Source organism: Streptomyces sp. YKOK-I1, from assembly GCF_054660435.1.
Window position 1 is genome coordinate 9,215,518 of the sequence record NZ_BAAGDR010000001.1, and the last position, 23,913, is coordinate 9,239,430.

At 71.4% G+C, this 23,913-nt stretch carries 22 protein-coding genes; 7 read left to right on the top strand and 15 right to left on the bottom strand.

From position 1 onward, the window contains the following. Nucleotides 1-24: 24 nt before the first annotated feature. Entirely contained in the window at nt 25-882 is an 858-nt protein-coding gene (gene prcB, locus ACYQ8Q_RS41065) for a proteasome subunit beta (protein ID WP_460072037.1), read from the top strand. Nucleotides 883-955: 73 nt separating this feature from the next. On the opposite strand, the gene ACYQ8Q_RS41070 is transcribed toward prcB, so the two are convergent. The 4 genes from ACYQ8Q_RS41070 to ACYQ8Q_RS41085 all read right to left on the bottom strand — a co-directional run bounded on the left by ACYQ8Q_RS41070 (nt 956) and on the right by ACYQ8Q_RS41085 (nt 5,269). Then, nucleotides 956-1,915: a hypothetical protein gene (locus ACYQ8Q_RS41070; protein ID WP_460072039.1), complete on the bottom strand. Its 960-nt coding sequence runs from the start codon at nt 1,913-1,915 to the stop codon at nt 956-958. Between the two features lie 14 nt (nt 1,916-1,929). Next, entirely contained in the window at nt 1,930-3,405 is a 1,476-nt protein-coding gene (locus ACYQ8Q_RS41075) for an APC family permease (protein WP_460072040.1), read from the bottom strand. Nucleotides 3,406-3,607: 202 nt separating this feature from the next. Then, entirely contained in the window at nt 3,608-5,011 is a 1,404-nt protein-coding gene (sthA, locus tag ACYQ8Q_RS41080; RefSeq protein ID WP_460072042.1) for a Si-specific NAD(P)(+) transhydrogenase, read from the bottom strand. Between the two features lie 51 nt (nt 5,012-5,062). Continuing rightward, complete coding sequence (locus ACYQ8Q_RS41085) at nt 5,063-5,269, bottom strand: hypothetical protein (RefSeq protein WP_460072044.1); 207 nt, start codon at nt 5,267-5,269, stop codon at nt 5,063-5,065. A gap of 131 nt (nt 5,270-5,400) precedes the next feature. On the opposite strand from ACYQ8Q_RS41085, the gene ACYQ8Q_RS41090 reads away from it, so the two are divergent. Then, nucleotides 5,401-7,641, top strand: coding sequence for an MMPL family transporter (locus ACYQ8Q_RS41090; protein WP_460072045.1), 2,241 nt, complete (start codon nt 5,401-5,403; stop codon nt 7,639-7,641). Here ACYQ8Q_RS41090 and ACYQ8Q_RS41095 read toward each other — a convergent pair. Continuing rightward, nucleotides 7,601-8,689 (bottom strand): PP2C family protein-serine/threonine phosphatase, encoded by a 1,089-nt coding sequence (locus ACYQ8Q_RS41095; protein ID WP_460072047.1) that lies wholly within the window; start codon nt 8,687-8,689, stop codon nt 7,601-7,603. The genes ACYQ8Q_RS41090 and ACYQ8Q_RS41095 overlap by 41 nt on opposite strands. Before the next feature lie 232 nt (nt 8,690-8,921). On the opposite strand from ACYQ8Q_RS41095, the gene ACYQ8Q_RS41100 reads away from it, so the two are divergent. Beyond that, a complete protein-coding gene (locus ACYQ8Q_RS41100; protein ID WP_460072049.1) occupies nt 8,922-9,809 on the top strand; it encodes a GNAT family N-acetyltransferase in 888 nt (295 codons plus the stop codon). Here the strand turns inward: ACYQ8Q_RS41100 and ACYQ8Q_RS41105 are convergent, their stop codons facing one another. Both ACYQ8Q_RS41105 and ACYQ8Q_RS41110 read right to left on the bottom strand, forming a co-directional pair. Further along, nucleotides 9,810-10,709, bottom strand: a complete 900-nt coding sequence (locus ACYQ8Q_RS41105; RefSeq protein WP_460072051.1) for a Gfo/Idh/MocA family protein — start codon at nt 10,707-10,709, stop codon at nt 9,810-9,812. It abuts the gene before it with no gap. Nucleotides 10,710-10,794: 85 nt separating this feature from the next. Continuing rightward, the gene (locus tag ACYQ8Q_RS41110) at nt 10,795-12,132 is read right to left on the bottom strand and encodes a type III PLP-dependent enzyme domain-containing protein (RefSeq protein ID WP_460072052.1); all 1,338 of its coding nucleotides are present in this window, start codon (nt 12,130-12,132) and stop codon (nt 10,795-10,797) included. Nucleotides 12,133-12,385: 253 nt separating this feature from the next. Between ACYQ8Q_RS41110 and ACYQ8Q_RS41115 the strand changes: the two genes are divergently transcribed. Then, the gene (locus tag ACYQ8Q_RS41115; protein ID WP_460072054.1) at nt 12,386-12,616 is read left to right on the top strand and encodes a DUF5133 domain-containing protein; all 231 of its coding nucleotides are present in this window, start codon (nt 12,386-12,388) and stop codon (nt 12,614-12,616) included. 52 nt (nt 12,617-12,668) lie between these two features. On the opposite strand, the gene tgmB is transcribed toward ACYQ8Q_RS41115, so the two are convergent. The 6 genes from tgmB to ACYQ8Q_RS41145 all read right to left on the bottom strand — a co-directional run bounded on the left by tgmB (nt 12,669) and on the right by ACYQ8Q_RS41145 (nt 18,069). Then, nucleotides 12,669-13,655 carry an ATP-grasp ribosomal peptide maturase gene (gene tgmB / locus ACYQ8Q_RS41120; protein ID WP_460072055.1) on the bottom strand — a complete coding sequence of 329 codons (987 nt, stop codon included), beginning with the start codon at nt 13,653-13,655 and terminating at the stop codon, nt 12,669-12,671. 16 nt (nt 13,656-13,671) lie between these two features. After that, a complete protein-coding gene (tgmA, locus tag ACYQ8Q_RS41125; protein ID WP_460072057.1) occupies nt 13,672-13,863 on the bottom strand; it encodes a putative ATP-grasp-modified RiPP in 192 nt (63 codons plus the stop codon). Nucleotides 13,864-14,067: 204 nt separating this feature from the next. Beyond that, the gene (locus tag ACYQ8Q_RS41130) at nt 14,068-14,358 is read right to left on the bottom strand and encodes a DUF1232 domain-containing protein (RefSeq protein WP_460072059.1); all 291 of its coding nucleotides are present in this window, start codon (nt 14,356-14,358) and stop codon (nt 14,068-14,070) included. Nucleotides 14,359-14,447: 89 nt separating this feature from the next. Then, nucleotides 14,448-15,602, bottom strand: coding sequence for a hypothetical protein (locus ACYQ8Q_RS41135; protein ID WP_460072061.1), 1,155 nt, complete (start codon nt 15,600-15,602; stop codon nt 14,448-14,450). Nucleotides 15,603-15,921: 319 nt separating this feature from the next. After that, nucleotides 15,922-17,280: a 6-phospho-beta-glucosidase gene (locus ACYQ8Q_RS41140; RefSeq protein ID WP_460072063.1), complete on the bottom strand. Its 1,359-nt coding sequence runs from the start codon at nt 17,278-17,280 to the stop codon at nt 15,922-15,924. 36 nt (nt 17,281-17,316) lie between these two features. Beyond that, nucleotides 17,317-18,069 (bottom strand): DeoR/GlpR family DNA-binding transcription regulator, encoded by a 753-nt coding sequence (locus ACYQ8Q_RS41145; RefSeq protein ID WP_460072065.1) that lies wholly within the window; start codon nt 18,067-18,069, stop codon nt 17,317-17,319. A 358-nt stretch (nt 18,070-18,427) separates the two neighbouring features. Between ACYQ8Q_RS41145 and ACYQ8Q_RS41150 the strand changes: the two genes are divergently transcribed. Genes ACYQ8Q_RS41150 through ACYQ8Q_RS41160 form a run of 3 tightly spaced genes read left to right on the top strand, consistent with a single transcriptional unit; the run spans nt 18,428 to nt 21,592 of the window. Next, complete coding sequence (locus ACYQ8Q_RS41150) at nt 18,428-19,705, top strand: extracellular solute-binding protein (RefSeq protein WP_460072067.1); 1,278 nt, start codon at nt 18,428-18,430, stop codon at nt 19,703-19,705. Between the two features lies 1 nt (nt 19,706). Next, nucleotides 19,707-20,762 (top strand): carbohydrate ABC transporter permease, encoded by a 1,056-nt coding sequence (locus tag ACYQ8Q_RS41155; protein WP_460072068.1) that lies wholly within the window; start codon nt 19,707-19,709, stop codon nt 20,760-20,762. Continuing rightward, nucleotides 20,759-21,592: a carbohydrate ABC transporter permease gene (locus ACYQ8Q_RS41160; protein WP_460072070.1), complete on the top strand. Its 834-nt coding sequence runs from the start codon at nt 20,759-20,761 to the stop codon at nt 21,590-21,592. Before ACYQ8Q_RS41155 ends, ACYQ8Q_RS41160 begins: the two co-directional genes overlap by 4 nt. Here the strand turns inward: ACYQ8Q_RS41160 and ACYQ8Q_RS41165 are convergent. Both ACYQ8Q_RS41165 and ACYQ8Q_RS41170 read right to left on the bottom strand, forming a co-directional pair. Next, nucleotides 21,558-23,117, bottom strand: coding sequence for an alpha/beta hydrolase (locus ACYQ8Q_RS41165; protein WP_460072071.1), 1,560 nt, complete (start codon nt 23,115-23,117; stop codon nt 21,558-21,560). The two genes, ACYQ8Q_RS41160 and ACYQ8Q_RS41165, sit on opposite strands and share 35 nt — an antisense overlap. A gap of 118 nt (nt 23,118-23,235) precedes the next feature. Then, nucleotides 23,236-23,886 carry a DUF4389 domain-containing protein gene (locus ACYQ8Q_RS41170; protein ID WP_460072073.1) on the bottom strand — a complete coding sequence of 217 codons (651 nt, stop codon included), beginning with the start codon at nt 23,884-23,886 and terminating at the stop codon, nt 23,236-23,238. Nucleotides 23,887-23,913 lie beyond the last annotated feature (27 nt).

The window sequence follows — 23,913 nt, forward strand, 5'->3', positions numbered from 1 at the left end:
CCGGGGCGGGCGAGGGGGAGTGGCATGGCGGCGGACCGTGGGCAAGAAGGCCGGCTGGCCGAGGAGTTCTTCACACCGGGAGGCTCGTCCTTCACCGAGTTCCTGGCGGCACACCGCCCGGGACTGCTCCCCACCCGCCCGCCGTTCCCCGACGGCGTCCGCGCCGCCCCCGACGCCTTCCCGCACGGCACCACGGTGCTCGCCCTCTCCTACCGCGACGGCGTCCTGATCGCGGGCGACCGCCGCGCCACCATGGGCCACCTCATCGCCCAGCGCGACCTGGAGAAGGTGCACCCGGCGGACGACCACACCGCCGTCGCCTTCGCCGGCACCGTCGGCCTCGCCCTGGACATGGTGAAGCTGTACCAGGTGGAGCTGACCCACTTCGAGAAGGTCGAGGGCATCCCGATGACCCTCGGCGCCAAGGCGCGCCGGCTCGCCACGATGATCCGGCAGAACCTCGGCCAGGCCATGCAGGGCCTCGCCGTCGTCCCCCTCCTCGCGGGCTACGACTTCTCCGCGCCCGAGGGCGCCAGGGGCCGTATCTTCAGCTTCGACGTGGCCGGCGGCCTCTACGAGAAGGCCCCCTTCCACGCCGAGGGCTCCGGCTCCCCGTACGCCCGGGGCGCCCTGAAGAAGCTGTTCCGTGCGGACATGTCCCGCCGGGAGGCGGCCCTCACGGCACTCCAGGCCCTCTACGACGCGGCCGACGACGACTCCGCCACCGGCGGCCCCGACATCAGCCGCCGCATCTTCCCGATCGTCTCGGTCATCACAGAGGAAGGCTTCGAACGCCTTCCCGAGGAGGAGACGGAGACCTTGAGCCGCGAAATGGTGACCCACCGAAGCGAGCGCCCCGACGGCCCTCATGCAACACCGTGACGGGTAGCGCCCCTCCAGGGGCGCGGGGAACTGCGCGACAAGCCACAACGCACCCGCACCCGACCACGCACCCTCAGGCCCGCACCACCCACTCCTTCCGCCACCGCACCAGCTGCTGCTCAGGATCCCCGGTATAGGACCACGGCGTACGCGTAGCCCGCCGCCCGAGCACCCGGAGCAACGGCGCAGCCACCTCCGCCGCGTCCGCCCAGCACGCCGCATGCGCCAGGTAATGGAAATCCCGCAGCTCACCCGGCGCCACGACCGAGTCCGGCCGCCCGGTGATCCACCGCTCCCAGGTGCGCCGTACGTCGCTCACCGCCCCGTCGTTGTTCCAGTGCTGGGCGAGCCCCACCCGGGCCGGCCGCCCCTGGGTGGTGTCGACGGCGTACCGGTACTCCTCGACCCGGGCGTACTGCACCAGCACCGGCAGCGGGCACCCCGGCGGAGCCACCCCCGCCGCGTCGCGTGCGAAGTCGTACATCAGGCCGTGCGAGCCGTGCCAGCGGGCGGAGTAGTAGTGCAGCACCTGGAGGTGGCCCTCCATGCTGTACGGGTCGCGCCGGTGCAACTCGTCCCACCAGCGGGCGAGTTCCTGCCGGCGCACCCCGGCCGGATAGAGCCGCGCCACCGAGATCAGCGAGACCCAGGGCGTGGGGTCCGACGGGTACGTCTCGGCCGCCGACAGGCACGCGAGCACCGCCGCGTCGATCCGCTGCTGGTCGATCGCCACGCCCCGGCCCGCGGAGATGGCCAGGTTGAACGCCCGGGCGGTCTCGGTGGCCGCCCGCAGCACGAGCGCGTCCGCGCTCTGCGGTTCGGCGGCCAGCCAGGTCTCCACGGTCGAACTGCCCGCGCAGACCTGCGCCAGCAGCCGCACCCGGTGACCCCGGGCGAGCCAGTCCGGTCCGGTCGTGCGCAGCAGTTCCCGCAGGCCCTGCCAGCGGCCGATGACGATGTCATGGCGTGCGGAGGAGAGGGACACGTCCCCGCAGTCGGGGTCGAACTCGGGAGTGAAGCGGTCACGCGCCATCGCTCGGGTTCCCCTCAGAAGTCGGTGGGGAGACCCTCGTAGGCGGTGGCGTGCGCGGCCGCGTGGCCGTCGGGCGCGTAGTCGGCCTCGACGGTCCGCGAGGCGTCCAGCCGGGCCGGGCGGTAGTAGTCGCTGCCCTTGCGCCAGTACCAGAGCATCGGCACCAGGCCCACGGCGAGCCCGCCGATGCCGATGGTGATCGCCGCGGGCTCCAGTTCGCCGAGCGACTCCGCGAAGATCCAGAACATGAACACCGCGCCGAACAGCGGCCACAGCCCGCCGAGCAGGAAGTCCGACGCGGACCGCAGCAGGGTCTTGCGGTAGGCCACGACCGCCGCGAGCCCGGCGAGGCCGTAGTAGATCGCGATCTGCAGGCCGATCGCCGAGATCGCGTCGGCGAGGATGTCGCCCACCGAGCCCAGCGCGTTGGAGGCCACGAACATCGCCAGCGCCACCCCGCCGACGACCGCGATCGCGATCCACGGGGTGTTCCAGGTGCGGTGCACCCGGCCCAGCGCGGAGGGCATCGTGCGGTCGCGGCCCATCGCGAACAGCGAGCGCGTGACCTGGATGAGCGTGGTCTCCAGGGTGGCGATCGTGGACAGCATCACCGCGATGATCAGCAGCTTGCCGCCCCAGCCGGGGATCAGTTCCTCGCCGAGCGCGGCCAGCACGTTGGCGCCGTTGTCCTCGATCTGCTGGGCGCTGAGGATGACGTTCACCGCGATGGTGAACACCTCGAAGAGCAGGAACACGATGCCGACGCCGATCAGGCCCGCGAGTCCGGTCGTACGGCGGCTGTTGCGGGTCTCCTCGCTGAGATTGCTGGTGACGTCCCAGCCCCAGTAGTAGAACGCGGCGACCAGCGCGCCCGAGGCGAAGCCGGAGACCCCGTCGAAGTGGCTGAAGCCGAACCAGGACCAGTCGAACGGCAGCGCGTTGTCCTGGCTGTGGAAGCAGGCGAGCAGTGCGAACAGCGCGAGGATCGCCAGTTCCACCCCCGACATGATCAGCTGGGCGCGCACGGTGAGCCGGGCCCCGCCCAGCACCACCGCCAGCATCACCACGAACCAGGCCGCGCCCACCACCGTCGACAGCGCGGTGTTGTCGGCGAGGCCCTCGTCGAAGAGGGCGAGCGTCATCGAGCCGGCCGGCAGCGAGCCCGCCACCATGAAGATCGTCGCCGAGACGACCAGCGCCCAGCCGCTGAGGAAGCCCAGGAACGGGTGGAGGGTCCGGCCCACCCAGGAGTAACTGGCTCCCGCGTTGACATCGATGCGGCCGAGCCGGCTGAACGCGAGCGCGATGCCCAGCATCGGTATCGCGCAGTACAGCAGCGCCGCCGGGCTGGCCAGGCCCACCGCGCCGACGAGGACCGCCGTCGTGGCGGCGATGGAGTACGCCGGGGCACTGCCCGCGACCGCCATCACCACCGTGTCGAAGGTGCCGAGGACGTTCGCCTGCAGCCCTCTTCCGGTGCTGTTGCTCATGCTCGTGCTGCTTTCCGTCGTGCACATGGGGGGTGTGGGTGGAGCGCCGCCGGGCACCGAAGGGTCGGCCTCGGGAAACGTCGACGGGGAAAGCCACGGCGGTTACCGTTCCGCCAAGCGTCGCGGAACGGTCACACCGAGTGTGCGAGTGATGATAGCCCCACCTCTTGAGCTTTCAAGATTGACGGGTGGGTAACGTGATTCACTCCCCGATCCGGTCCAGTTGGCGCAGCCGGTTGGTGGCGTCCAGGGCGGCGACCTTGTACGACTCCGCCAGCGTCGGGTAGTTGAACACCGCGTCCACGAGATAGTCGACCGTGCCGCCGCAGCCCATCACCGACTGCCCGATGTGGATCAGTTCCGTGGCGCCGGTCCCGAAGCAGTGCACCCCGAGGAGCGTGCGGTCCTCGGGCGAGACCAGCAGCTTCAGCATGCCGTGCGCGTCGCCGATGATCTGCCCGCGGGCCAGCTCCCGGTACCGGGCCACCCCGACCTCGAACGGCACGCTGTCCTCCGTGAGCTGGTCCTCCGTCCGCCCCACGAAGCTGATCTCCGGGATGGTGTAGATCCCGATCGGCTGGAGGTGGTGCATCCGCGCCACCGGCTCCCCGCAGGCGTGGTACGCGGCCGCCCGGCCCTGCTCCATCGAGGTCGCCGCCAGCGCCGGGAAGCCGATCACGTCCCCGACGGCGTAGATGTGCGGCACGCGCGTGCGGTAGTGCTCGTCGACCTCGATCCGGCCCCGCGGGTCGGCCGCCAACCCGGCCTTGTCCAGGTCGAGTCCGTCGGTCAGGCCCTGCCGGCCCGCCGAGTACATCACCGCGTCCGCCGGTATCTTCTTGCCGCTGGCCAGCACGGTCAGCGTGCCCCGCGGATGCCGCTCCACGGCGGCCACGGTCTCCCCGAACCGGAAGGTGACCGCGAGATCGCGCAGATGGTACTTGAGCGACTCGATGACCTCGACGTCGCACATGTCGAGCATCCCGGCCCGCTTCTCCACCACCGTGACCTTGCTGCCGAGCGCGGCGAACATGGAGGCGTACTCCATGCCGATCACCCCCGCGCCCACGATCACCATGGACCGCGGCACCCGCTCGACGGTCAGGACGTTGTCGGAGTCGAGGATGGTCCTTCCGTCGAACTCCACGCTCTCCGGCCGCGCCGGCCGGGTCCCGGTGGCGATGACGATGTGCTCGGCGCTGATCGTCCGCTCCCGGCCGCCCGCCTCGCGCAGGGCGACGGTGTGGTCGTCGACGAACCGGCCGGTGCCGGAGAACAGGGAGACGTGGTTGCGGGACAACTGGCTGCGGATGACATCGGTCTCACGGCCCACCACATGCTGGGTGCGCGCGGTGAGATCGGCGACGGTGATGTCCTCCTTCAGCCGGTAGCTCTGCCCGTACAGATCGCGCTGGGTGAGACCGGTGAGGTACAGCACCGCCTCGCGCAGGGTCTTGGAGGGGATGGTGCCGGTGTGGAGGGAGACCCCGCCGACCATGTCGGGGCGGTCGACGACGGCGACGCGGCGGCCCAGCTTGGCCGCGGCGATGGCGGCCTTCTGGCCGCCGGGACCTGATCCGATGACGAGCATGTCGAAGTCGGGCACCCTCCGCAGTGTGACAGCGAGGGGTGCCGCGGGGAAAGAGCGGAGAAGGATCTACGGCAGCAGCTTCTCGATCGCGGTCGGGCCCTCCTCGGCGAGCTTGCGCCGGGCCCATTCGAGGTTGCGCGGGGTGAGGTCGCGGCCCGTGGCCAGGACCATGTCCTCCGGCGACACCTCGCTGCCCGTGCGCGTGTGGAGCAGCCTGTCCGGGGTGACGCGGTCCGCGGTGGGCCGGGCGCCGCCCGGCTGTGAGGTCGGCATGGTGTCTGCTCCTCGCGTCCGAAGGAATGTACTAACACCATTCATCCTCCTGGCGCACCCTGCAATCCCGATCACTTCATGCCCATGACGGCCGAGATGCCGAGAAGATCGGTCGGGCGTGTAATGAGCCCATGGCACCCACCACCGCCGGGACACCGCGACGCGGGGTACTGCGCAGACTCGGCGCCTGGTGCGCCCGCCACTTCGTGATCGTCATCCTCGCCTGGCTGGTGGCCCTGGTCACCCTCCAGCTGATCGACCGCGCCGTCGGCGGTACCTACGAGGACAACTTCCAGCTCTCGGACACCCAGTCCCAGAAGGGCCTCGACGTCCTCCAGGAGCACGACCCGCAGGCCGGCGGGTACAGCGCGCAGATCGTGATGCACGACGACCAGCCGCTGAGCGCGCTGAGCTCGCAGATGTCCACCACGGTCGGCGACCTGCAGAAGCTGCCCCACGTCCTCTCGGTGCAGAACCCGCTCTCGCAGACCCCGACCAAGGTCGGCCCGGTGTCGAGCGACGGAAAGACCGGCTACATCACCGTGCGCTTCGACAAGCAGCCCAACACCCTCGGCGACGCCTACCTCGACGGCGTCGACCAGGCCGTCCAGCCGCTGCGGGCGGCCGGCGCCGACGTCGAGTACGGCGGCTCGCTCGGCGAACTGGCCCGCCCCAAGGCCAACGACTACCTCAGCGAGGCGATCGGCTTCGCGGTCGCCATCGTCGTCCTGCTGATCGGCTTCGGCAGTGTCATCGCGGCCGGACTGCCCCTCGTCACCGCGCTGATCGGCGTCGTCGGCGGACTCGCCATCCTCGGCCTGCTGGCCGCCGCGTTCACCTTCGCGACCGTCTCACCGACCCTCGCCACCATGATCGGCCTCGGTGTCGGCATCGACTACGCCCTGTTCCTGATCACCCGGCACCGGCAGAACCTGATGAACGGCGCCGATCCCGCCGAGGCCGCCGGACACGCCACCGCCACCAGCGGCCGCGCCGTCCTGGTCTCCGGCACGACCGTGATCATCGCGCTGATGGGCCTGTACGCGTCCGGGGTGTCCTTCATCGGCAAACTCGGCCTCGCGGCGGCCATCACCGTGATCTCCGCCGTCGCGGGCGCCCTCACCTTCGTACCGGCCATGCTCGGACTCGTCGGCCGCAGCATCGACCGCTGGCATGTGCGCAAACCGATCGCCGAGACGGACGCCGAACCGGGCGCCGCCCCGCACGGCACCTGGCACCGCTACGCCCAGCGCGTCGAGCGCAGACCCTGGGAGTACCTCAGCGCCGGCCTCGCCGTGATCGCGATCCTCGCCATCCCCGTCTTCTCCATCCAGCTCGGCCACATCGGCGACGGGGCCGACCCGACCTCCTTCACCGACCGGCGGGCCTACGACCTGATGACCGACGCCTTCGGCCCCGGCTCCAACGGGCCCCTGACCGTCGTCATCGACCAGACGTCCGTCCCCTCCGACAAACGCGCCGACCTCCAGTCCCAGGCGCAGAAGACCCTGAACGCCGTGCCCGACGCGGCGACCGTCACCCCGCTGACCCCCACCCAGGACGGCGACGTCCTGATCGGCACCGTCTACTCCACCCAGGCCCCGCAGGACGCCACCACCACCGACCTGGTGAACCGGCTCAAGGACACCACCCTGCCCGACGCGGTCTCCGGATACGACGCGAAGGGCTATGTCACCGGCACCACGGCCGCCCAGGTCGACTTCCGCGACATCGTCGCCAGCCGGCTCCCCCTGATCATCTGCGTGGTCGTCGGCCTCGCCTTCCTGATCATCCTCGTCGTCTTCCGCGGCCTGCTCGTCGCGGTCAAGGCCGCCGTCCTCAACGTCCTGTCCATCACCGCCTCCTACGGCGTGGTCGTCGCCGTCTTCCAGTGGGGATGGGGCGGGCCCGCGCTGGGCGTCCACGGCGACGTGCCGATCGAGAGCTATGTGCCGATGATGATGTTCGCGATCATCTTCGGCCTCAGCATGGACTACGAGATCTTCCTGCTCTCCCGCGTCCACGAGAACTGGCTGCGCACCGGCGACGCCAAGGACTCCGTCGCCCACGCCCTGGAGATCACCGCCCGGGTCATCACCTGCGCCGCCCTGATCATGGTGAGCGTGTTCGCGGCGTTCATCATCAGCGACAACATCGTCGTCAAGATGCTCGGCCTCGGCCTCGCCGTCAGCGTGCTGATCGACGCCACCGTCGTCCGGCTGCTCATGGTGCCGGCCGTGATGACGCTGCTCGGGGAGAAGGCCTGGTGGACCCCGCGCTGGCTGGACCGGATCCTGCCGCACATCGACGCCGAGGGCGACGCCGAGACCCTCACCGGTCCGGACGCCACGGGGCGAGGACGAGCATCGTGACGTCGTCGCGGACCTCGGGGGAGTGCCGTACGACGTCGGCCCAGACCCGGACGGCCGTGGTCGCCGGATCGGCCCCCGCGGTGAGGGCGGGCAGCCGCTCCGTCAGCGGATAGAACACATCGGCGGCGTCCCGCGCCTCCCACACCCCGTCCGAGGCGAGGAAGAGCCGGTCACCCGCGCACAGCGGCACCAGCAGCCCGTCCGGCCGGGGCGCGTCCGGCAGGTCCAGGCCCAGCGGCGCCCCCGGCGTGACCGCCACCTCCGTCGCCGTGCCGTCGCGCAGCAGCACCGGCGGCGGATGCCCGCACACCACGACCCGTACGGCATCCCCGCCCGGGGTGAACTCCAGCAGCACCGCCGTCGCGAACAGCTCCGCGTGCGGCACCCGGGCCGAGTCCACCGCCAGCCGCCGGTCCAGCCGGGCCGCCACCGCCTCCAGGGACGGCTGGTCCAGCACCGCCTCCCGGAACGCCCCCATCAGCGACGCCACCGTCGCGATCGCCGCCAGCCCGTGCCCCTGTACATCCCCCAGCACCGCCCGCACCCCGTGCGCGCTGTCCCGTACGTCGAAGAAGTCGCCGCCCACCAGCGTGCCGCGCTCCGCCGCCCGGTACAGGCCCGCGCAGGACACCCCGCCCACCCGCTCCGGCACCGGCGGCACCACGGCCTGCTGCGCCGCCTCGGCGATCGTGCGCTCCACGTCCAGCTGCACGTCCCGGCGGCTGCGCACGAACGCCACGAACACGCTCAGCAGGGCGACGAAACAGATCGTCAGCAGGTCCGTCTGGCCCGGATCGTCCAGCCGGAACGCCGGCACGTTCAGCATCACGACCACGGCCGCCCCCAGCACGGCGGTCGCCACCGGGCCGTACGACAGGACCGCGAGCGGCGGGATCGCGCCCAGCAGGAAGCCGATGTCCAGCGGGTCCGGGCTCACCAGCGTGGCCACGCACACCCCCGCGATCAGCGCGATCGGCAGCGCCCGCACCCAGCGCGGCGGCGGCGCGCCCCGCAGCCAGCCCCGCCGCTCCCCGTCCACTCGTGCCACACCACCACGCTCCACCCCGGCACCACCGGGCGCACGCCGGGAAAACCGGTGGACGCCCCGTCAGACGATCTTCTACGGTGTCCCTGCACGCCCGGAGACCACGGAAGGAGGCGAGCGCCGATGAAGCTCTCACACATCCCGCGCTCCCGTTCCGTGACCCCGGCGTGCCGCGTCTGACCCTCGTCCGACGCCCGGGAGCGCCTCACGTCATTCGCATCCCGGAGGAATTCCCTTGACCGATCTGGTCATCCGCGCGCTCGACGAGCGCGACGTCCATCTCTTCGACACCCTGCCCGACCCGCTGGGCAACGCCGAGGCGTTCCGCAACGCCACCTACCGTCCGCACTGGAAGCGGGTCGCCCTGCGCGACGGGCGGGTCGTCGCCCGCGCCGCCTGGTGGGGCGGGCCCGACGACAGCGAACCGGTCACCGTCGAGTGGTTCGACTTCTCCGACGGCGAGGAGGAGGCGGCCGCCGAACTCCTGCGCACCGCGCCCTGGCGGGTCGGCCTGGAACTGGTCCTGCCCGGCGGCTGGCGCGAGGACCCGGCCCTGCGGGCCGCCGCCGAGGCCCGTCACGCCGCCGCCCGCGCGGCCGGCCAGAGCCTGCTCGTGGAGCGCTTCGTCTACCGCTGGACCCCACCGTGCGGACTGCCCGAGCGCCCCGGCCGGCTCGCCTTCGCCCCCGAACCCGACGACGCGGTGTTCTTCGACGCCCTGCGCCGCATCCACTCCGCCACCCTCGACGCCCACGCCCGCAAGGCCGTCGCCGAGGGCGGCGTGGACCAGGCCGCCCAGGAGGAGCTGGACTTCTTCCGCTGGTGCCCGTCCCCGCGCGAGTGGTGGCAGGTCGCCCGCACCCCCGAGGGCGACCTGGCCGGGATCCACATCCCGGCCCACAACCCCTCCGGGCCCTGCGTCGGCTTCATCGGCGTCCTGCCCGAGCACCGCGGCCACGGCTACGCCTACGACCTGCTCGCCGAGTGCACCCACTACCTCGTCGAGCGGGGCGCGGAGTTCATCGCCGCGGCCACCGACCAGGGCAACTTCCCGATGGCGGCCCACTTCACCAAGGCGGGCTACCCCGTGGTGCGGGAGCGGGCCAACTTCACACCGAGCTGATCAGCGCGGCTCGCCGGCGCCCCGGCCCAGCAGGGCCTCGGCGTCGGCGAGGATCTCGGTGACCCGCAGCCCGAACGCGGCGTCGCACGGGTGCGCGCGCCCGTCCCGGGCCGCGGCGAGGAGTTCCCCGGCGGCCCGGGCCAGCGCGTCGGCGGCGCTGCCGGTGGGCTCCGGCAGGCGTACGACCCCGCCGTCGCCGTACAGCTCGACGGCCGCCCCCGACGCCGCGGGCGGGGCGGTCAGACTGAGCGTCACGGTGCTGGAGGCGCCGCCGGTGTGCTCCAGGACCAGGTGCACGGTGTCCCGGGGGCCGGGCGCCGCGGCGCTCACCCGGCGGACGTCGCCGAGGACCGGCAGCAGCACCGACAGGGCGTGCGGGCCCACGTCCCACAGCGCGCCCTTCTCCCGCCGCCAGGGCGTGGCGAACGGGCTGTCGCCGTCCTCGGCGAACACCGACCCCAGCCAGCGGGCGTGCCCGGTGAACCAGCCTCCGGCCTCCGTCCGCGCCGCTATCCAGTCGGCGGTCTCGCTCAGGTACCGGGAGGTGAAGAAGACCACCGAGGCGACCCCCGCCTCCTCGGCCGCCGTCACCACGGCCCGTGCTCCGGCCGCGGTGGTGGCGACGGGCTTGTCCAGCAGGAGGTGCCGGCCCGCCCGTGCGGCCCGGACCGCCAGCTCCGCCTGGACGTCCGGCGGGAGCGCCACGGCGACCGCGTCCACGTCCGCGAGGAGCGCGTCGACGTCGTCGTAGGCGCGGGTGCCGTGACGGTCCGCCAGTTCCTTGGCGGCCTCGGGGCGACGGCCCCACACCCCGGTGAGGTCGAGGTCCTCGTGGGCGGCGAGGACGGGGCCGTACACCATCCCGGCCCACGGGCCGGTACCGAGCAGACCGATGCGCATGCTGCTGAATCTCCCCTGCTGTGCGAAGCCACGCCGAACACGGGCGAGCTTCGCACATCGGTCCGGCCCGGGGACACCCCCCGGTTCAGCGCCGCGAGGGTGCGGCGGCGAAGCCCGTCAGCAAGGCGTCGGCGTGGTCCGCACCGTTCTCCAGGGAGATCTCCCGGGCCGACTGGGCGGCGCGGACGGTGGCGAAGAGGACGCCGGTCCCCTCGAAGAGGCAGCCGTACACGGCGGGGCGGGGCAGGCTGTTGTACGCCCAGGGCGCCGAGAAGTAGTACGCCCCGGTGTCGTGCAGCACGATCAGATCGCCTTCGGCGAGTTCGGGCAGCGGGTGCGCGTGCGCGACGACGTCCCCGGCGAAGCAGAGCGGCCCGGCGATGTCGTACGGCACCAGCGGACCCCGCTTGGGCGTGCCGTCGGGGCCGTACGCGGTGACCCGCAGCGGCCAGGACCGCGGCATGAACACCGTCCGGGTCGCCACCTGGGCGCCCGCGTGGGTGAGCGCGATCCGGCGGCCGCCCGCCTCCTTGACGTACTCGACGCGCGCGGCCGTGACCCCGCTCTTGGCGACCAGGGAGCGGCCGAACTCGGTCACCACCCGGTAACGGCCGTCCAGCAGGGCGGGTTCCACGGCGCGGAGCGCGGCCACGTACCCGGCGTACGTCGGTGCGACGGAGTCGTCGGCGAAGTTCACCGGCAGCCCGCCGCCCAGGTCGAGGCTGGTGACCTGACGGCGGCCGGCGCGCGCGTCGATCTCCTCGGCGAGCCCGTGCAGCGCCGCGAGCCCCTGCGCGATCAGCGGCAGCGGGCAGCCCTGGGAGCCGACGTGCGCGTGCAGCCGGGTCAGCCACGGACGTCGTACGAACGCCTCGACGACCCGCTCTCGGGCTCCCGGGTCGCGCAGGGCCACACCGAACTTGGAGTGGGCGGTCGCGGTGCTCATCGCCTCGATCGCACCGCTGCCGACCTGCGGATTGACCCGCAGCCCCAGCACGGAGGAACAGTCCTCGGGGCGCAGGGCGTCGATCCGGTCCAGCTCGCCGAGGTTGTCGGCGTTCAGCGCGACACCGAGGTCCAGCGCCTCGCGGATCTCGCCGCGGGTCTTGGCGGGGGAGTCCAGCACGATCCGCGCCGGGGCGAAGCCCGCGTCCAGCGCCAGCCGCAGCTCACCGGGGCTCGCCACCTCGCAGCCCAGGCCGGCGTCGGCGAGCAGCCGCAGCACCGGCACCAGCGGGCAGGCCTTGGCGGCGAAGGCGTGCAGCACCTCCGGCACCCCCGCGAACGCCTCCTTCAGCGTGGCGACGCTCTCCCGCACGCCTTCGACGTCGAGGAGGCCGGCCACGGGCCGGTCCTCCGCCAGCAGCCCGTCGGCGACCGCCTGCCGTACGGCGCGCGCGACCTTGTCGGTGGAGAACGACACGTCCGGGACTCCTTCCCATCGGGGGCGGGACACCTCCAGGTTCCCCCCTGGGCGGGTGGTCCATCCGGGTGTCGTCCCGTCGATTCCGTGCGCGGGGCGAGGGGCGCGCGTGACTCAGCGTGCACCACCGCGTTACGTACGGCACGAACCGCGTGGCGCGATCGTGCCCCCGGAGGGTGACGTGTGTGCCTCGTGTGCATGAATCGCCCAGGTCCGGGCACACGCAGCGCAACAACCGTAGAGAGGGGCGCTCGTGATCGTTCCGGACCCCAGGGTCGCCAGGACGTTGCTGACCCGGTACGCGACGCTGAGGATCGCTCAGGCGGAGCAGGAGCGGCCGGAGACGGCCCGTGAACTGCGTGATGTGACGTACACGCTCTGTGTGCTGATGGGCACGTCCGACGTCCGGGAGGCGGTGGCCGCGGCGGACGCCCTGCTGGACTCCCGGGCCGCGACCGGCAAGGGGTTGTCGCTCGCCGTCTGAGCGGTGACCGCGCGGCCGGGACCCGGTGGGGCCCCGGCCGCGCGGTGCTTCCTCAGGAGGCCGCCGAACCGCAGCGGTCGGCGGACCGGGCGCCCGGCCGCGGGGCCGGGCCGGCCAGCCACTCCGCGATGGTGCGCGCGATCGGCTGACCGGTGTCCACCTCCACGAAGCCGAACTGCCCCGACTGGTTGCACTCCAGGAACCACCACGTGCCGTCGGCGTCCTCCGCGAAGTCGAAGGCGCCGTAGGCCAGTTCCGCCTCGCGCAGATACGTCCGTACGGCGTCCGCGAGCCGGGGCGGGACGTCGGCGGGGCGCCACGGCGTGGTGGAGGGCGCGTAGCGCACGTCCACCACGTCCGGATCGGCGCCCCGGGCCGTGTCCTTGCGGGCGGCCAGGATCCGCTCGCCCACCGCGGTCAGCCGGATGTCCGCCCGTTTGGCTATCCGGCGTTGCAGCAGGGTCGGACCGTAGGCCACGGCCGCGAAGTCGGCGCCGGGCGGCACCCGGGTGGTGGGCACCGCACGCGGCGGGTCCTGCGGATGCGCCCCGGACACCGGTTTGACCACCAGGTCCGGGTAGCGCTCCGCGAAATCCCGCGCGGCCTGCGGGAAGGTCGTGATGAGGGTCGCGGGCACGGGCAGCCCGCTGCGCTGCGCCAGCCGCAGCTGCCACGGCTTGTGCCGGGCGCGCACGGACGCGTCCGGATGGTTCATCCAGCGCACACCGGTGCCCCGGAGCATGCCGTAGAGGGCCTGCGAGGCCTCTTCCGTGAGCCACGCGGACGGCTGGGCCGCCCGCGCCGCCGCGGCGCCCGGCCGGCGCACCCACACGGACCGCAGTCCGTCCAGGCTCACCAGCCGGCCGGCCGAGGACAGATGGCCCCGGAACGCACCGTGGACGAACTCGCCCGACAGGGCGACGGTGCTGGTCAGATCGGCCGGATCGAGCCGGACGACCGGGACGCCCGCGGCGTTCAGGTGCACGACCACCATGTCCGCCGTCACGTCCTCTTCGCAGGTCAGGATAAGCACGGTCATCTTGCGCGGCCCGTGCTCAGTCGTCGAAGTGGGTCTTGGAACCCGCGGTGGAGGTGGTGGTCCCCAGTTCTCTGAGCAGGGCGTGGTCACGAGCGGCGACTCGGCCGTCGAGGAGTACGTTCAACTGCAGTCCGGGGTCGTAGGCGTACGGAGTTGCGAACTCCAACTCCACCGCAGGGCGTGCGTAGTTGAGCGCGAACGGTTGCATGTTCTCTCCCTCGTCGGTACTGCCTCGATCAAGCGGTGCCGCTGTGCGACGTCACTCGGGCCCGCTGCGTTAGGTGCGACCTTCAGTCACTTATACGAATCGAACGGGTGGTTGGTTTCCTTACTCTCCGTGATCATCGGCGAGTCGGGGCCCCAACAGGGCGCGGAGCAGGGGAGATGTGCCGAACGTGGGGTGAAAACGTCTTCAAATACGGTCAGTTGGGGTGCCGACCGGGTCGGGAGAACGGCGCAGGGAGCGCAGGGCGAGCAGCAGGACACCGATGTCATCGAGGTAGACCGGGTCGGGCAGCAGGTCGGTCGGTAGCACGAAGTACAGGACCGCGCCCCAGAACACCCAGCGCGGGCCGGTGGGCAGTCCGGCGCGTCTGAGGTCCCGGCGGGTGCGGACCAGCCGCACCAGCACCGCGGCGGCGCACGCGAGCAGGGTCGCGGCGAGTACCGCGGCGACGACGAGGAGCGTGGTGGTCGTGTCCACGGGCCCTCCCTCCGGGTCCGTCGCGCGGTGTGCTGCCCTTGTTTCGGATTCCCCGTTTTCGGTTCCCGAATTCCCCTCTTCCGGCGGGATTACCTCGGCCGGTGGTCGGAGGCTTCCTCGGGCCCGTCGGCGTCGACGGACGCCGGGCGCAGGCCCATGGTGCTCTCCTTGAGCCGCTCCAGGGTCCTGCCCCACTGCTGGAAGGGCGAGCCGCCCTTCTTCGCCGGGGCGGGACGCTGGGGCTCGACGCCCGCCTCGGCCGCCGCCTCACGGTAGGCGGCCAGCGCCTCGTGGGCCTGCTCGGCCGCCTCCCGGTACAGGTCCCGGGACTCGGTCATCGCCTCCAGGGCCGCCTTGTACATGGCCACCAGCTCGCGTTCCCGGGCGAGTTCCTCCTCCAGGGTGAGCAGCTGCCACTTCTCCCGGAGCAGGGTGAGCGCGGCGTCGCCGCCCTCCGGCAGGGGCGCGGGCAGCGCGACGTAGCGGCGTACGGCGTCCAGCACCTCCGTGGGATGCGAGCCGTCCAGGAACACGCTGCGCACCGAGAAAACCCCGGCGTCGTAGCCGTCCGGCGCGGGGCTGCCGGGCAGCACCAGCGCCCCGCCGCGCGGCACCTCGATCCCGAAGTCCTTCAGCGCCCAGTTCACGGTCCGCAGCTGGTGCGGCGCCGCCCGGTGCTCCACCACCCGGTGGTGCAGGCCGGGGGGCAGCAGGGAGACCAGCGAACGCCGTCCCCGGTCGTCCGGCGTCATCGCCTCGTGGACGACGACGTCGACGGTCCAGGTGTCGCGCAGGGCGGACCGCAGGACGCGGCGCAGATCCTTGTCGTCGGCGGGCAGCGGGTTGATGTCGAGGAACCGCTGGCCGGTCACGGTCTCCTGGCCCCACGCGGTGTCCGTCTCCCACGGCCAGAAAAGCTCGGCGGGCGAGGGCCAGCGCAGGTCCCAGGGCTGCTCGGCCTCCGCGACCAGCGTCCACTCCTGGCCCCGGCCCGACCACTCCGACAGTTTCAGCCGGGCCCGCACGGTAATGTTGTCGGGTACCTGCCAGCGGGCCTCGAAGGCCGACTCGCCCTCGGCGGTCTCGCTGTCGGGCAGCTCCCGGAAGTCCTGGAGCCGCTCGGCGTCCTTGAGCGCCCGGAGGTGGGTGCGCAGGACCTCCGGTGCGGTGGGACCGGTGTGGCGGCCACGGCCGAGCCAGACCGTGGAGGGCGTGGTGGGCGGGGCGGTCGCGGAGATGTGCATGATCCGTTCGTGAGCCGTGGACGAGGGCGATGAGCCGAGCCCAGTATCGCGCGCCGCGGGGTGTGCTTGATCACGCGGGGCCGGGTCCCGGCCTGCTTCGAGGTGCGCCTTCCCCGCCCGGCGCGCCGTTACGCCTCGCCCCCGGACATGCGTACGGGGTGTGTGCCGGGCGCACGGGGTGGCCGCCGTTCACCAGGGTCGCCGTCCGCACACCGGTGGGCACACCGTGCCACGCCCCCGAGAATCGATCTCGGCGGCCAGGACTCGCCCGTCATCCGCGTCGGGGCGAGCCCTGGCCGCCGTGTTCCCTCGTGTTCCCTCAGCCGCCGAGGTACGCCAGTTCCGGGAAGTGCCGCTGGTAGGCGTCCAGCAGGCGCCGGGCGACGGCGTACGAGTCGATCAGCGGGTGGATGGTCAGGGCCCGCACCGCGTGGTCGCGCCCGCCGGCCGTCGCGGCGTGGATCACCGCGCGTTCGACGGCCTTGACCGAGCACACCAGCCCCGTGCCGTGGTCGGGCAGCGAGGCCCCGGCGATCGGGTGGGCGCCGTTGGCGTCGACATGGCAGGGGACCTCGATGACGGCGTCGTCGTCGAGGACGGGGATCCGTCCGCGGTTGCGCACGTTGAGGATGAGGGTCGCCCGCTCGTCCAGCGCGATGGCGCGCATCAGGGCCAGGGCGACCTGTTCGTAGCCGCCGGACTCCAGGTCGCAGGAGTCGCGCTCGCCCATGCCGACGGCCTCGCGGTTCTCGGCCATGTAGGTCGTCTCGCGCTCCAGCCGGGTGGCGTCCCAGGCGTTCCAGGCGGCGCGGGGCACGGACTGCTCCAGGGCGGGGGCCAGGGCGTCGTAGAAGCGTTGCTGCTGGGAGTGGAGGAAGGCGCCCCGGGTCTGTTCGGCGGCCCGTGCCGAGTGCACCGACTCACGGCTGAAGTAGTAGTAGTGCAGATACTCGTTGGGCAGCGCGCCGAGGGTGCGCAGCAGGTCGGCGCCGAACAGCTTGCCCTCCTCGAACGAGGTCAGCGCGGTCTCGTCGGCGAGCAGGGACGGCAGCAGATCACGGCCCTCGGCGTACAGTCCGCGCAGCCAGCCCAGGTGGTTGAGCCCGACGTAGTCGAGGCGGACACGGGCCGGGTCGACGCCGAGCGCACCGGCGACCCGGCGGCCGAGGCCCACCGGGGAGTCGCAGATCCCGATCACCCGGTCGCCGAGGTGCGCGGTCATCGCCTCGGTCACCAGACCGGCGGGGTTGGTGAAGTTGATGACCCAGGCGTCGGGCGCCAGCGCGGCGACCCGGCGGGCGATCGCGACGGCCACGGGGACCGTGCGCAGCCCGAAGGAGATGCCGCCGGCGCCGACGGTCTCCTGGCCGAGGACGCCCTCCTCCAGGGCGATGCGCTCGTCCGCGGCCCGGCCGGCCAGCCCGCCGACGCGGATGGCGGAGAAGACGAAGTCGGCCCCGGTGACCGCCTCGTCGAGGTCGGTGGTGACGGTCACGGTGGGCGGGTCGGGGTGCCCGGCCGCCTGGTCGGCGAGGACCTTGCGGATGATCGCCAGCCGGGAGGCGTCCAGGTCGTACAGGGTCACGTCGGTGACGCGTCCCGCGCCGCGGTCGCCCAGCAGCGCCCGGTAGACCAGCGGGACGCGGAAGCCCCCGCCGCCCAGGATCGTGAGTCTCATACGCCGACCACCTCGTTCATCCGTGCATCACCTTGCTCATACCTCGACCACCTCGACCCCCGACTCGCGCAGCCGTGCGCAGGTCTTCTCCTCGCCCGGCGCGTTGGTCACCACGACGTCGAGGTCCTCGGGCCCGCACACCCGGGCCATCCCGGTGCCGGGGAACTTGCCGGCGTCCGCCACCAGGACCACCTGGGCGCTGGCGGCGATCATCGCCCGCTTGACCGGCACCTCGACGGCGGTGGTGTCCAGCACCTGGCCGTCGGGGCGGACCCCGCTGGTCCCGAGGAACAGCCGGTCGGCGTGCACCTGCCGCAGGTTGTCCTCGGTGAGGAAGCCGACCAGGGAGCGGTAGTCCCGCCGGACCACCCCGCCGAGCAGGATCAGCTGGACATCCTTGTCGTCCTGGAGCTCCTCGTACACGGCCAGGTTGCTGGTGATCACGGTGAGGGACCGGCCGTGCAGATGCCGGGCCACCCGGTGGGCCGTGGTGCCGATGTCGAGCAGCACGGTCTCACCGTCCTTGACGAGGTTTGCGCACCAGGCGGCCAGGGCGTCCTTGGCCTCGACCCGGACACCGGCGACGTCGGCGAACGGATCGTCCTCGCCCACCACGGGCGCGGCGCCGCCGTAGACCCGTTTGAGCAGGCCCTCGTCCTCCAGTTGTGCGAGGTCACGGCGGATCGTGGCCTGGCTCGCCCCGACCCTCTCGGCCAGGACGGACACCGAGGTCGGCCCGTCCGCACGCAGGGAGCGAAGGATCAGCTGATGTCTTCGGTCAGGGAGCATGCGGCAGACCATACTCGTGAACTCGCCAAACTCAAGCAAAGTCGCGCATGAATGTCTCGATATTCGCTTGACCCTTGTCAAACCCGCGCACCGGGTGCACTCTCTTGCGTAATTCGGAGCCAGGCCCGGACCCCACTCCGGTCGGCCGAAGCGGATGAACGGCGTATTCCGCCGTCCCGGACGCGTCGGCACCGTCTGAGAGGACCAGGTCGTACACCCCGGGTGGCTGAAGGGTTCCACCCACGCCGATGCTCTTCAGCCACCCGGCCTCCCCGCCGCGCCCCAGCGCGGACCCCGACCCACAGGTCCTGCCGGACGCGCCAGACATGCCGAACTCGCTGAGATCTAGGAGAAGATCGTGGACCTTTCCCGCAGACGATTCCTTCAGGCCGCCGTACTGACGGCCGCCGCGGCCGGCGCCACCGCAGCGTGCGGCGGCGGCTCGGCGTCGAGCGGCAGCAAGGACAGCAAGAACCTGACCTTCTGGTACTGGGCCGGCGGGCTGAGCGACAAGGTCGTGGCGGACGCCAAGACCCACTTCTCCGACATCACCCTGAAGACCTCGGTGGTCGGCGGCGACTTCAAGACCAAGCTGCTCACCGGGCTGCGGGCCGCGCAGACCGCCCCCGACATCACCGGCATCAAGGGCGAGGACATCGCCTCCTTCCTGCCCAACGCCAACCGGTTCGTCGACCTGAACACGGTCGGCGCGAAGAAGCTGACCCCGGACTACCTGGCGTGGAAGCTGAAGCAGGCCACCACCCAGGACGGCAAGCTCATCGGCTTCCCCATCGACATCGGCCCGTGCGCCACCTTCTACCGCGAGGACCTCTTCGCCAAGGCGGGCCTGCCCACCGACCCCGCCAAGGTCTCCGCCGCGCTGTCCACCTGGGACGACTACTTCCAGGCCGGCGTCGAACTGCACAAGGCCGTGCCGAAGACCTACCTGGTCAACAACATCGGCTCGGTGTTCGGGATGGTCATCGGCCAGGGCACCCGGCGGTTCATCGACGAGGACAACAAGTTCATCGGCGACCAGGACCACATCCGCGCCGCCTGGACGACCGCCGTGAAGCCCTACAGCCTCGGCATCGACGCGAAGATCAACGACAACACCTGGAACGCCGCCATCGGCAACGGCACCCTGGGCACCGAGATCGGCGCCGCCTGGCACGCGCTGGACATCAGCAACGCCGCCCCCGGCACCAAGGGCAAGTGGCGGGTGGCGAGCCTGCCCGGCGGCGCCTCCAACCTCGGCGGCTCCTTCCTCGCCATCCCCGCGACCAGCGGAAACCCCGAGGAAGCCTTCAAGATCATCAGCTGGATCCTCAGCCCCGAGAACCAGGCCCGCGGCTTCACCGACGCCGCCCTCTTCCCGACCGCGCCGGCCGCCTACAAGCTGCCCGCGCTCACCGGCGGGGACGCCTTCTTCGGCGGCCAGAAGACCATCGAGATCTTCGGCCCGGCGGCCCAGAAGATCCCCGCGGCCTACGAGGCCCCGGCCGACGCGGCGGTCTCCGCGCCGTACTACGCCGAACTGACCAGCATCGAGGCCAAGGGCAAGGACCCGGACCAGGCCTGGAAGGACGCGGTCAGCCAGGCCAAGCAGATCGCCCAGCGGCAGGGAGTGAAGTGACATGTCGTCCAGCCCGGTAGCCGGTCCGGCACCCACCGGACCGACCTCCGGACCCGGCGCCGGCCCCCTCGGGCAGCCCGCTCCGGACCCCTCGCGCGGTCCGGGGCGGCGCGCCCCCAGGATCCGGCCGGTGTCGGCCGGGGCCCGGCCCCGGCCGGGCCGACGGGTCCTCAGGCACTGGCCGCAGTACCTCGCGATCTCGCCGTACTACCTGATCTTCTCGGTCTTCATGCTCTTCCCGGTGCTCTACACCGTGTACCTGGCGTTCCAGAAGTGGGACGGCATCGGGGAGATGCAGTTCGTCGGCTTCCAGCAGTTCCGCTTCCTGTGGGACGACCCGGTGTTCTGGATGTCCATCCGCAACACCCTGATCATCTGGGTGCTGTCGACCGTGCCGATGCTCTTCATGGCACTGGTGCTCGCGGTGCTGGTGAACTCCACCAAGCGGTTCACCGCGTTCTACCGGGTCTGTCTGTTCATCCCCAGCATCACCTCGCTGGTGGCCATCGCGATCTTCTTCGGTGCGGTCTTCAGCAACAACTTCGGCCTGATCAACGCCATCCTCAGGGGCCTGCACCTGTCGGCCGTGCCCTGGATGAGCAACGAGTGGACGATCAAGCTCGTCATCGCGACGCTGATGACCTGGCAGTGGACCGGCTACAACGCGATCATCTATCTGGCCGGCCTCCAGGCCATCCCCTCCGAGCTCTACGAGGCGGCCCGGATGGACGGCGCGGGCCCGGCGCGGATCTTCTTCTCGATCACGATCCCGCTGCTGCGGCCGATCATCCTGTTCACCGTGGTGATCTCCACGGTCACCGGACTGCAGAGCTTCACCGAACCCCAGGTGCTGTTCGGCAGCGACGCGGCCACCAACCCCAACTCCGGCGGACCGGGCCAGGCGGGTCTCACCACCCTTCTGTACTTCTACCACCAGGCCTTCGACAACAACGACTTCGGCTACGGCGCCGCGATCGTCTGGGCCTTCTTCCTGCTGATCCTGCTCATCGTCACCCTCAACTGGTGGCTGGTGCAGCGTAAGGAGCGACGGTCATGAACGGCTTGAACCGCAAGCGCCTGCGGGGCCTCGGCGTCCATGCGATCCTCATGACCGGCGTCGTCATCTCGGTGTTCCCGTTCTACTGGATCGTCGTCATGGCGACGAACACCTCGCAGGACATCTACAGTTACCCCCCGAAGCTGTGGTTCGGCGACAACCTGCTCACCAACCTGCGGCACCTGTTCGCGAAGATGGACTTCTTCGGGTCCCTGGGCAACACGATGATCGTCGCGGTCTGTACGACGGCGCTGGTGCTGTTCTTCGACTCGCTGGCCGCGTTCGCCTTCGCCAAGTACGACTTCCCCGCGAAGAAGTTCCTCTTCGGCGTGCTGCTGTCGATGTACATCCTGCCGACCCAGCTGGCGATCATCCCGCAGTACGAGATCATGGTGCAGCTGGGCTGGCTGGGCACCCTGAAGGCGCTGATCGTGCCCGCCGCGGCCAACGCCTTCGGGATCTTCTGGATGCGGCAGTACACCTCCACCAGCGTCCCCGACGAACTCCTCGACGCCGCCCGGATCGAGGGCGCCGGGTTCTTCCGCCAGTACTGGCACGTGGTGCTGCCGTGCGTCCGTCCGGCGCTGGCGTTCCTCGGCATCTACACCTTCATCGGCGCCTGGAACGACTACATCCTGCCGTTGGTGATGCTGGTCAACCCGGACAAGCTCACCCTCCAGGTGGCGCTCGCCCAGCTGTACGCCGGTCACTCCACCGACTACAGCATGGTGATGTCCGGGGTGCTGCTCTCCGTCATCCCGCTGGTGATGGTGTTCACCTTCTTCGCCCGCGGCTTCATCGCCGACGCCACCAAGGGGGCGCTGCGCTGAGGTCCGGAGTGCGCAGCGTGGACGAGGGGCCGGCCGGCTGGACGGCGGGGCAGTGGGTGCCGTCGGCGGGGGTCACCAGGGTGGTCAGGTAGGTGTCGATGGCCTCGCGCGCGCAGGGGCTCGCCCAGTAGTCGCCGTGTCCGGCGCCGTCGTAGGTGAGGAACACCGCCTCGCGGCCGATCTGACGGGCGACGCCGGCCCCCCAGGCGTGCGGGGTGGCGACGTCGTAGCGGCTGTTGGTGACCAGGATGGGCGGGGTGCCGTCGACGCGCAGTGCGTGCTGCGGATCGGCGACCTCCGCCGGCCAGCCCTGGCAGCCGGTCAGATCCGTCCACGCGAGTGTGCTGAACCGGGTGACCGGTGCGATCCGGGCGAGCCGCCGCCGGTAGTCGGCGAGCGTGGCGTACGAGGGCACGGCGAGGTCGAAGTCCTGGCAGAGCACGGGGTAGTAGGCGTACGGCGCCGGTTCGCCCTGGGCCTGCAGGGAGGGGCGCGCCCCGGCGGGGTCCGGGGTGTCCAGGTCGGCCAGGAACTCGGCGAACCGGAACCAGTCGGCGGTGCTGTACAGGAACTTGAGGGACAGGTCCTGAAGATGCTCGTCGGTGAAGACGTAGTCGCCTCCCTCGCCCAGTTCACCGGCTGCGGCGCGCCGGTACAGCGAGTCGAACAGGGCGCGGACGTCGCGGCCGTGGAGCGCGCAGGACGAGGTGCGGGCGCACCAGTCGGCGAACTGCCCGAACGTCTCCTCCATCGCGATCGCCCGGGTCTTCTGGAGGGTCCAGGCGTCCAGACTGTGGTCGATCACGGAGTCCAGGGTCATCGCGCGGACGTGCCGCGGGTAGAGCTCGGCGTACCGCTGGCCGAGGGCGGTGCCGTACGAGACGCCGTAGTAGCTGATCCGCTCCTCGCCGAGGCCCGCGCGGATCGCGTCCATGTCACGGGCGACGCTCGTGGAGTCCATGTGCCCGACGAGCGACCCGGTGCGGGCGCGGCAGTCGTCCCCGAGCGCGCCGTTCGTCCGGCGCAGGGCGGCGAAGGACGCTCCGCTGTCGGGGTAGAGCAGTGACTCCTGGGCGGTGACCAGCTCTTCGTCGCAGGTCACCGGGTTGCTGAGACCGATGCCCCGAGGGTCGAAGCCCACGATGTCGAAACGCTCCAGCAGCTCGGGCGAGAAGGAGTAGGGCGCGCCGAACGCGAACTCCACCCCGGAGCCGCCCGGGCCGCCCGGGTTGATCAGCAGCGAGCCGATCCGGTGCTCCGGGTCGGTGGCACGATGACGGACGAGCGCCAGGTCGAGGGTCTCGCCCCGCGGCCGCTCCCAGTCGACGGGGACCGTGGCGGTGGCGCACTCGAAGGCGCCCTCGCCGTACGGCGACGCACAGGGCTGCCAGGACAGGGCCCGTGGTGACGGGGCGGCGACGGACGTCCCGCCGAGCAACTGGGCGAACAGGGCGGTGGCCAGAACACCGACGGCGAGTCTGCCGCGCCGCCTCGGGCGTTCGGCGACGGAAGGGGGTAACGACACCTGTGATCCTCCGTGAATCAGGAACTCACCAACGGATCACAGCATCGCAAGGAACATGATCAGCCGTCAGAACCGTCCGGGCAGGGCCGGCGGACGCGAGGGCGAAGCCGCGGAGCCCTCAGGGCAGGACGTCGTCCGGGTCCCGGCCACCCATGTCCAGGCGGAACGGGGGATAGGCGTCCGTCATCAGGGTGACGTAGGCGGCGACCCGCAGCACCCACCGGTTGAGGCCGGTGATCAGGTCGAACAGGTCCCGCGGGTACTTCTCGGTGAAGAGCAGGACCACGGCCGCGACGAACGCCAGGAACGTCACCAGGCCGCCGTTCCACCAGCCGTATCCCCAGCCGCCGACGAAGAAGCCCAGGACGATGTAGTGCGGGATGGCCAGCAGCCACCACTTCACCAGGACCAGGCCCCGGGAGAGCCGCTCCGGGTAGACGATGTCCAGCCGGGCCGGGTAGTCGGGCTCCTCGCCCAGGCTGAACGGCGGGTAGCGGTCGGTGGCCAGCGCGTTGTACGCGTAGAAGGCGACCCGCCAGCTCCAGCGCAGCACGCCCAGATTGAAGTCGAACAGGGCACGTGGGTACTTCTCGGTGAACAGGATCGCGAAGAAGGCGATCACGCCGACCACCGTGAAGGCGATCCACAGGAAGAACAGCACGATGATGTGCGGGATCACCAGGATCCATTTGACCAGCCACAGCCAGCGCGACAGGGGCGCGTCGAGCCGTGCGGTCACCCGGACCGGGGCAGGTATCGGATGCGACATGGCTCCCGCCTCCTGAGGTCACATGTG

Bases quoted from the DNA above. Each gene is read 5' to 3' on its own strand.
- prcB (WP_460072037.1), top strand. From the start codon at position 25: ATGGCGGCGGACCGTGGGCAAGAAGGCCGGCTGGCCGAGGAGTTCTTC.
- ACYQ8Q_RS41070 (WP_460072039.1), bottom strand. From the start codon at position 1,915: ATGGCGCGTGACCGCTTCACTCCCGAGTTCGACCCCGACTGCGGGGAC.
- ACYQ8Q_RS41075 (WP_460072040.1), bottom strand. From the start codon at position 3,405: ATGAGCAACAGCACCGGAAGAGGGCTGCAGGCGAACGTCCTCGGCACC.
- ACYQ8Q_RS41085 (WP_460072044.1), bottom strand. From the start codon at position 5,269: ATGCCGACCTCACAGCCGGGCGGCGCCCGGCCCACCGCGGACCGCGTC.
- ACYQ8Q_RS41090 (WP_460072045.1), top strand. From the start codon at position 5,401: ATGGCACCCACCACCGCCGGGACACCGCGACGCGGGGTACTGCGCAGA.
- ACYQ8Q_RS41105 (WP_460072051.1), bottom strand. From the start codon at position 10,709: ATGCGCATCGGTCTGCTCGGTACCGGCCCGTGGGCCGGGATGGTGTAC.
- tgmB (WP_460072055.1), bottom strand. From the start codon at position 13,655: ATGACCGTGCTTATCCTGACCTGCGAAGAGGACGTGACGGCGGACATG.
- tgmA (WP_460072057.1), bottom strand. From the start codon at position 13,863: ATGCAACCGTTCGCGCTCAACTACGCACGCCCTGCGGTGGAGTTGGAG.
- ACYQ8Q_RS41135 (WP_460072061.1), bottom strand. From the start codon at position 15,602: ATGCACATCTCCGCGACCGCCCCGCCCACCACGCCCTCCACGGTCTGG.
- ACYQ8Q_RS41140 (WP_460072063.1), bottom strand. From the start codon at position 17,280: ATGAGACTCACGATCCTGGGCGGCGGGGGCTTCCGCGTCCCGCTGGTC.
- ACYQ8Q_RS41145 (WP_460072065.1), bottom strand. From the start codon at position 18,069: ATGCTCCCTGACCGAAGACATCAGCTGATCCTTCGCTCCCTGCGTGCG.
- ACYQ8Q_RS41155 (WP_460072068.1), top strand. From the start codon at position 19,707: ATGTCGTCCAGCCCGGTAGCCGGTCCGGCACCCACCGGACCGACCTCC.
- ACYQ8Q_RS41160 (WP_460072070.1), top strand. From the start codon at position 20,759: ATGAACGGCTTGAACCGCAAGCGCCTGCGGGGCCTCGGCGTCCATGCG.
- ACYQ8Q_RS41170 (WP_460072073.1), bottom strand. From the start codon at position 23,886: ATGTCGCATCCGATACCTGCCCCGGTCCGGGTGACCGCACGGCTCGAC.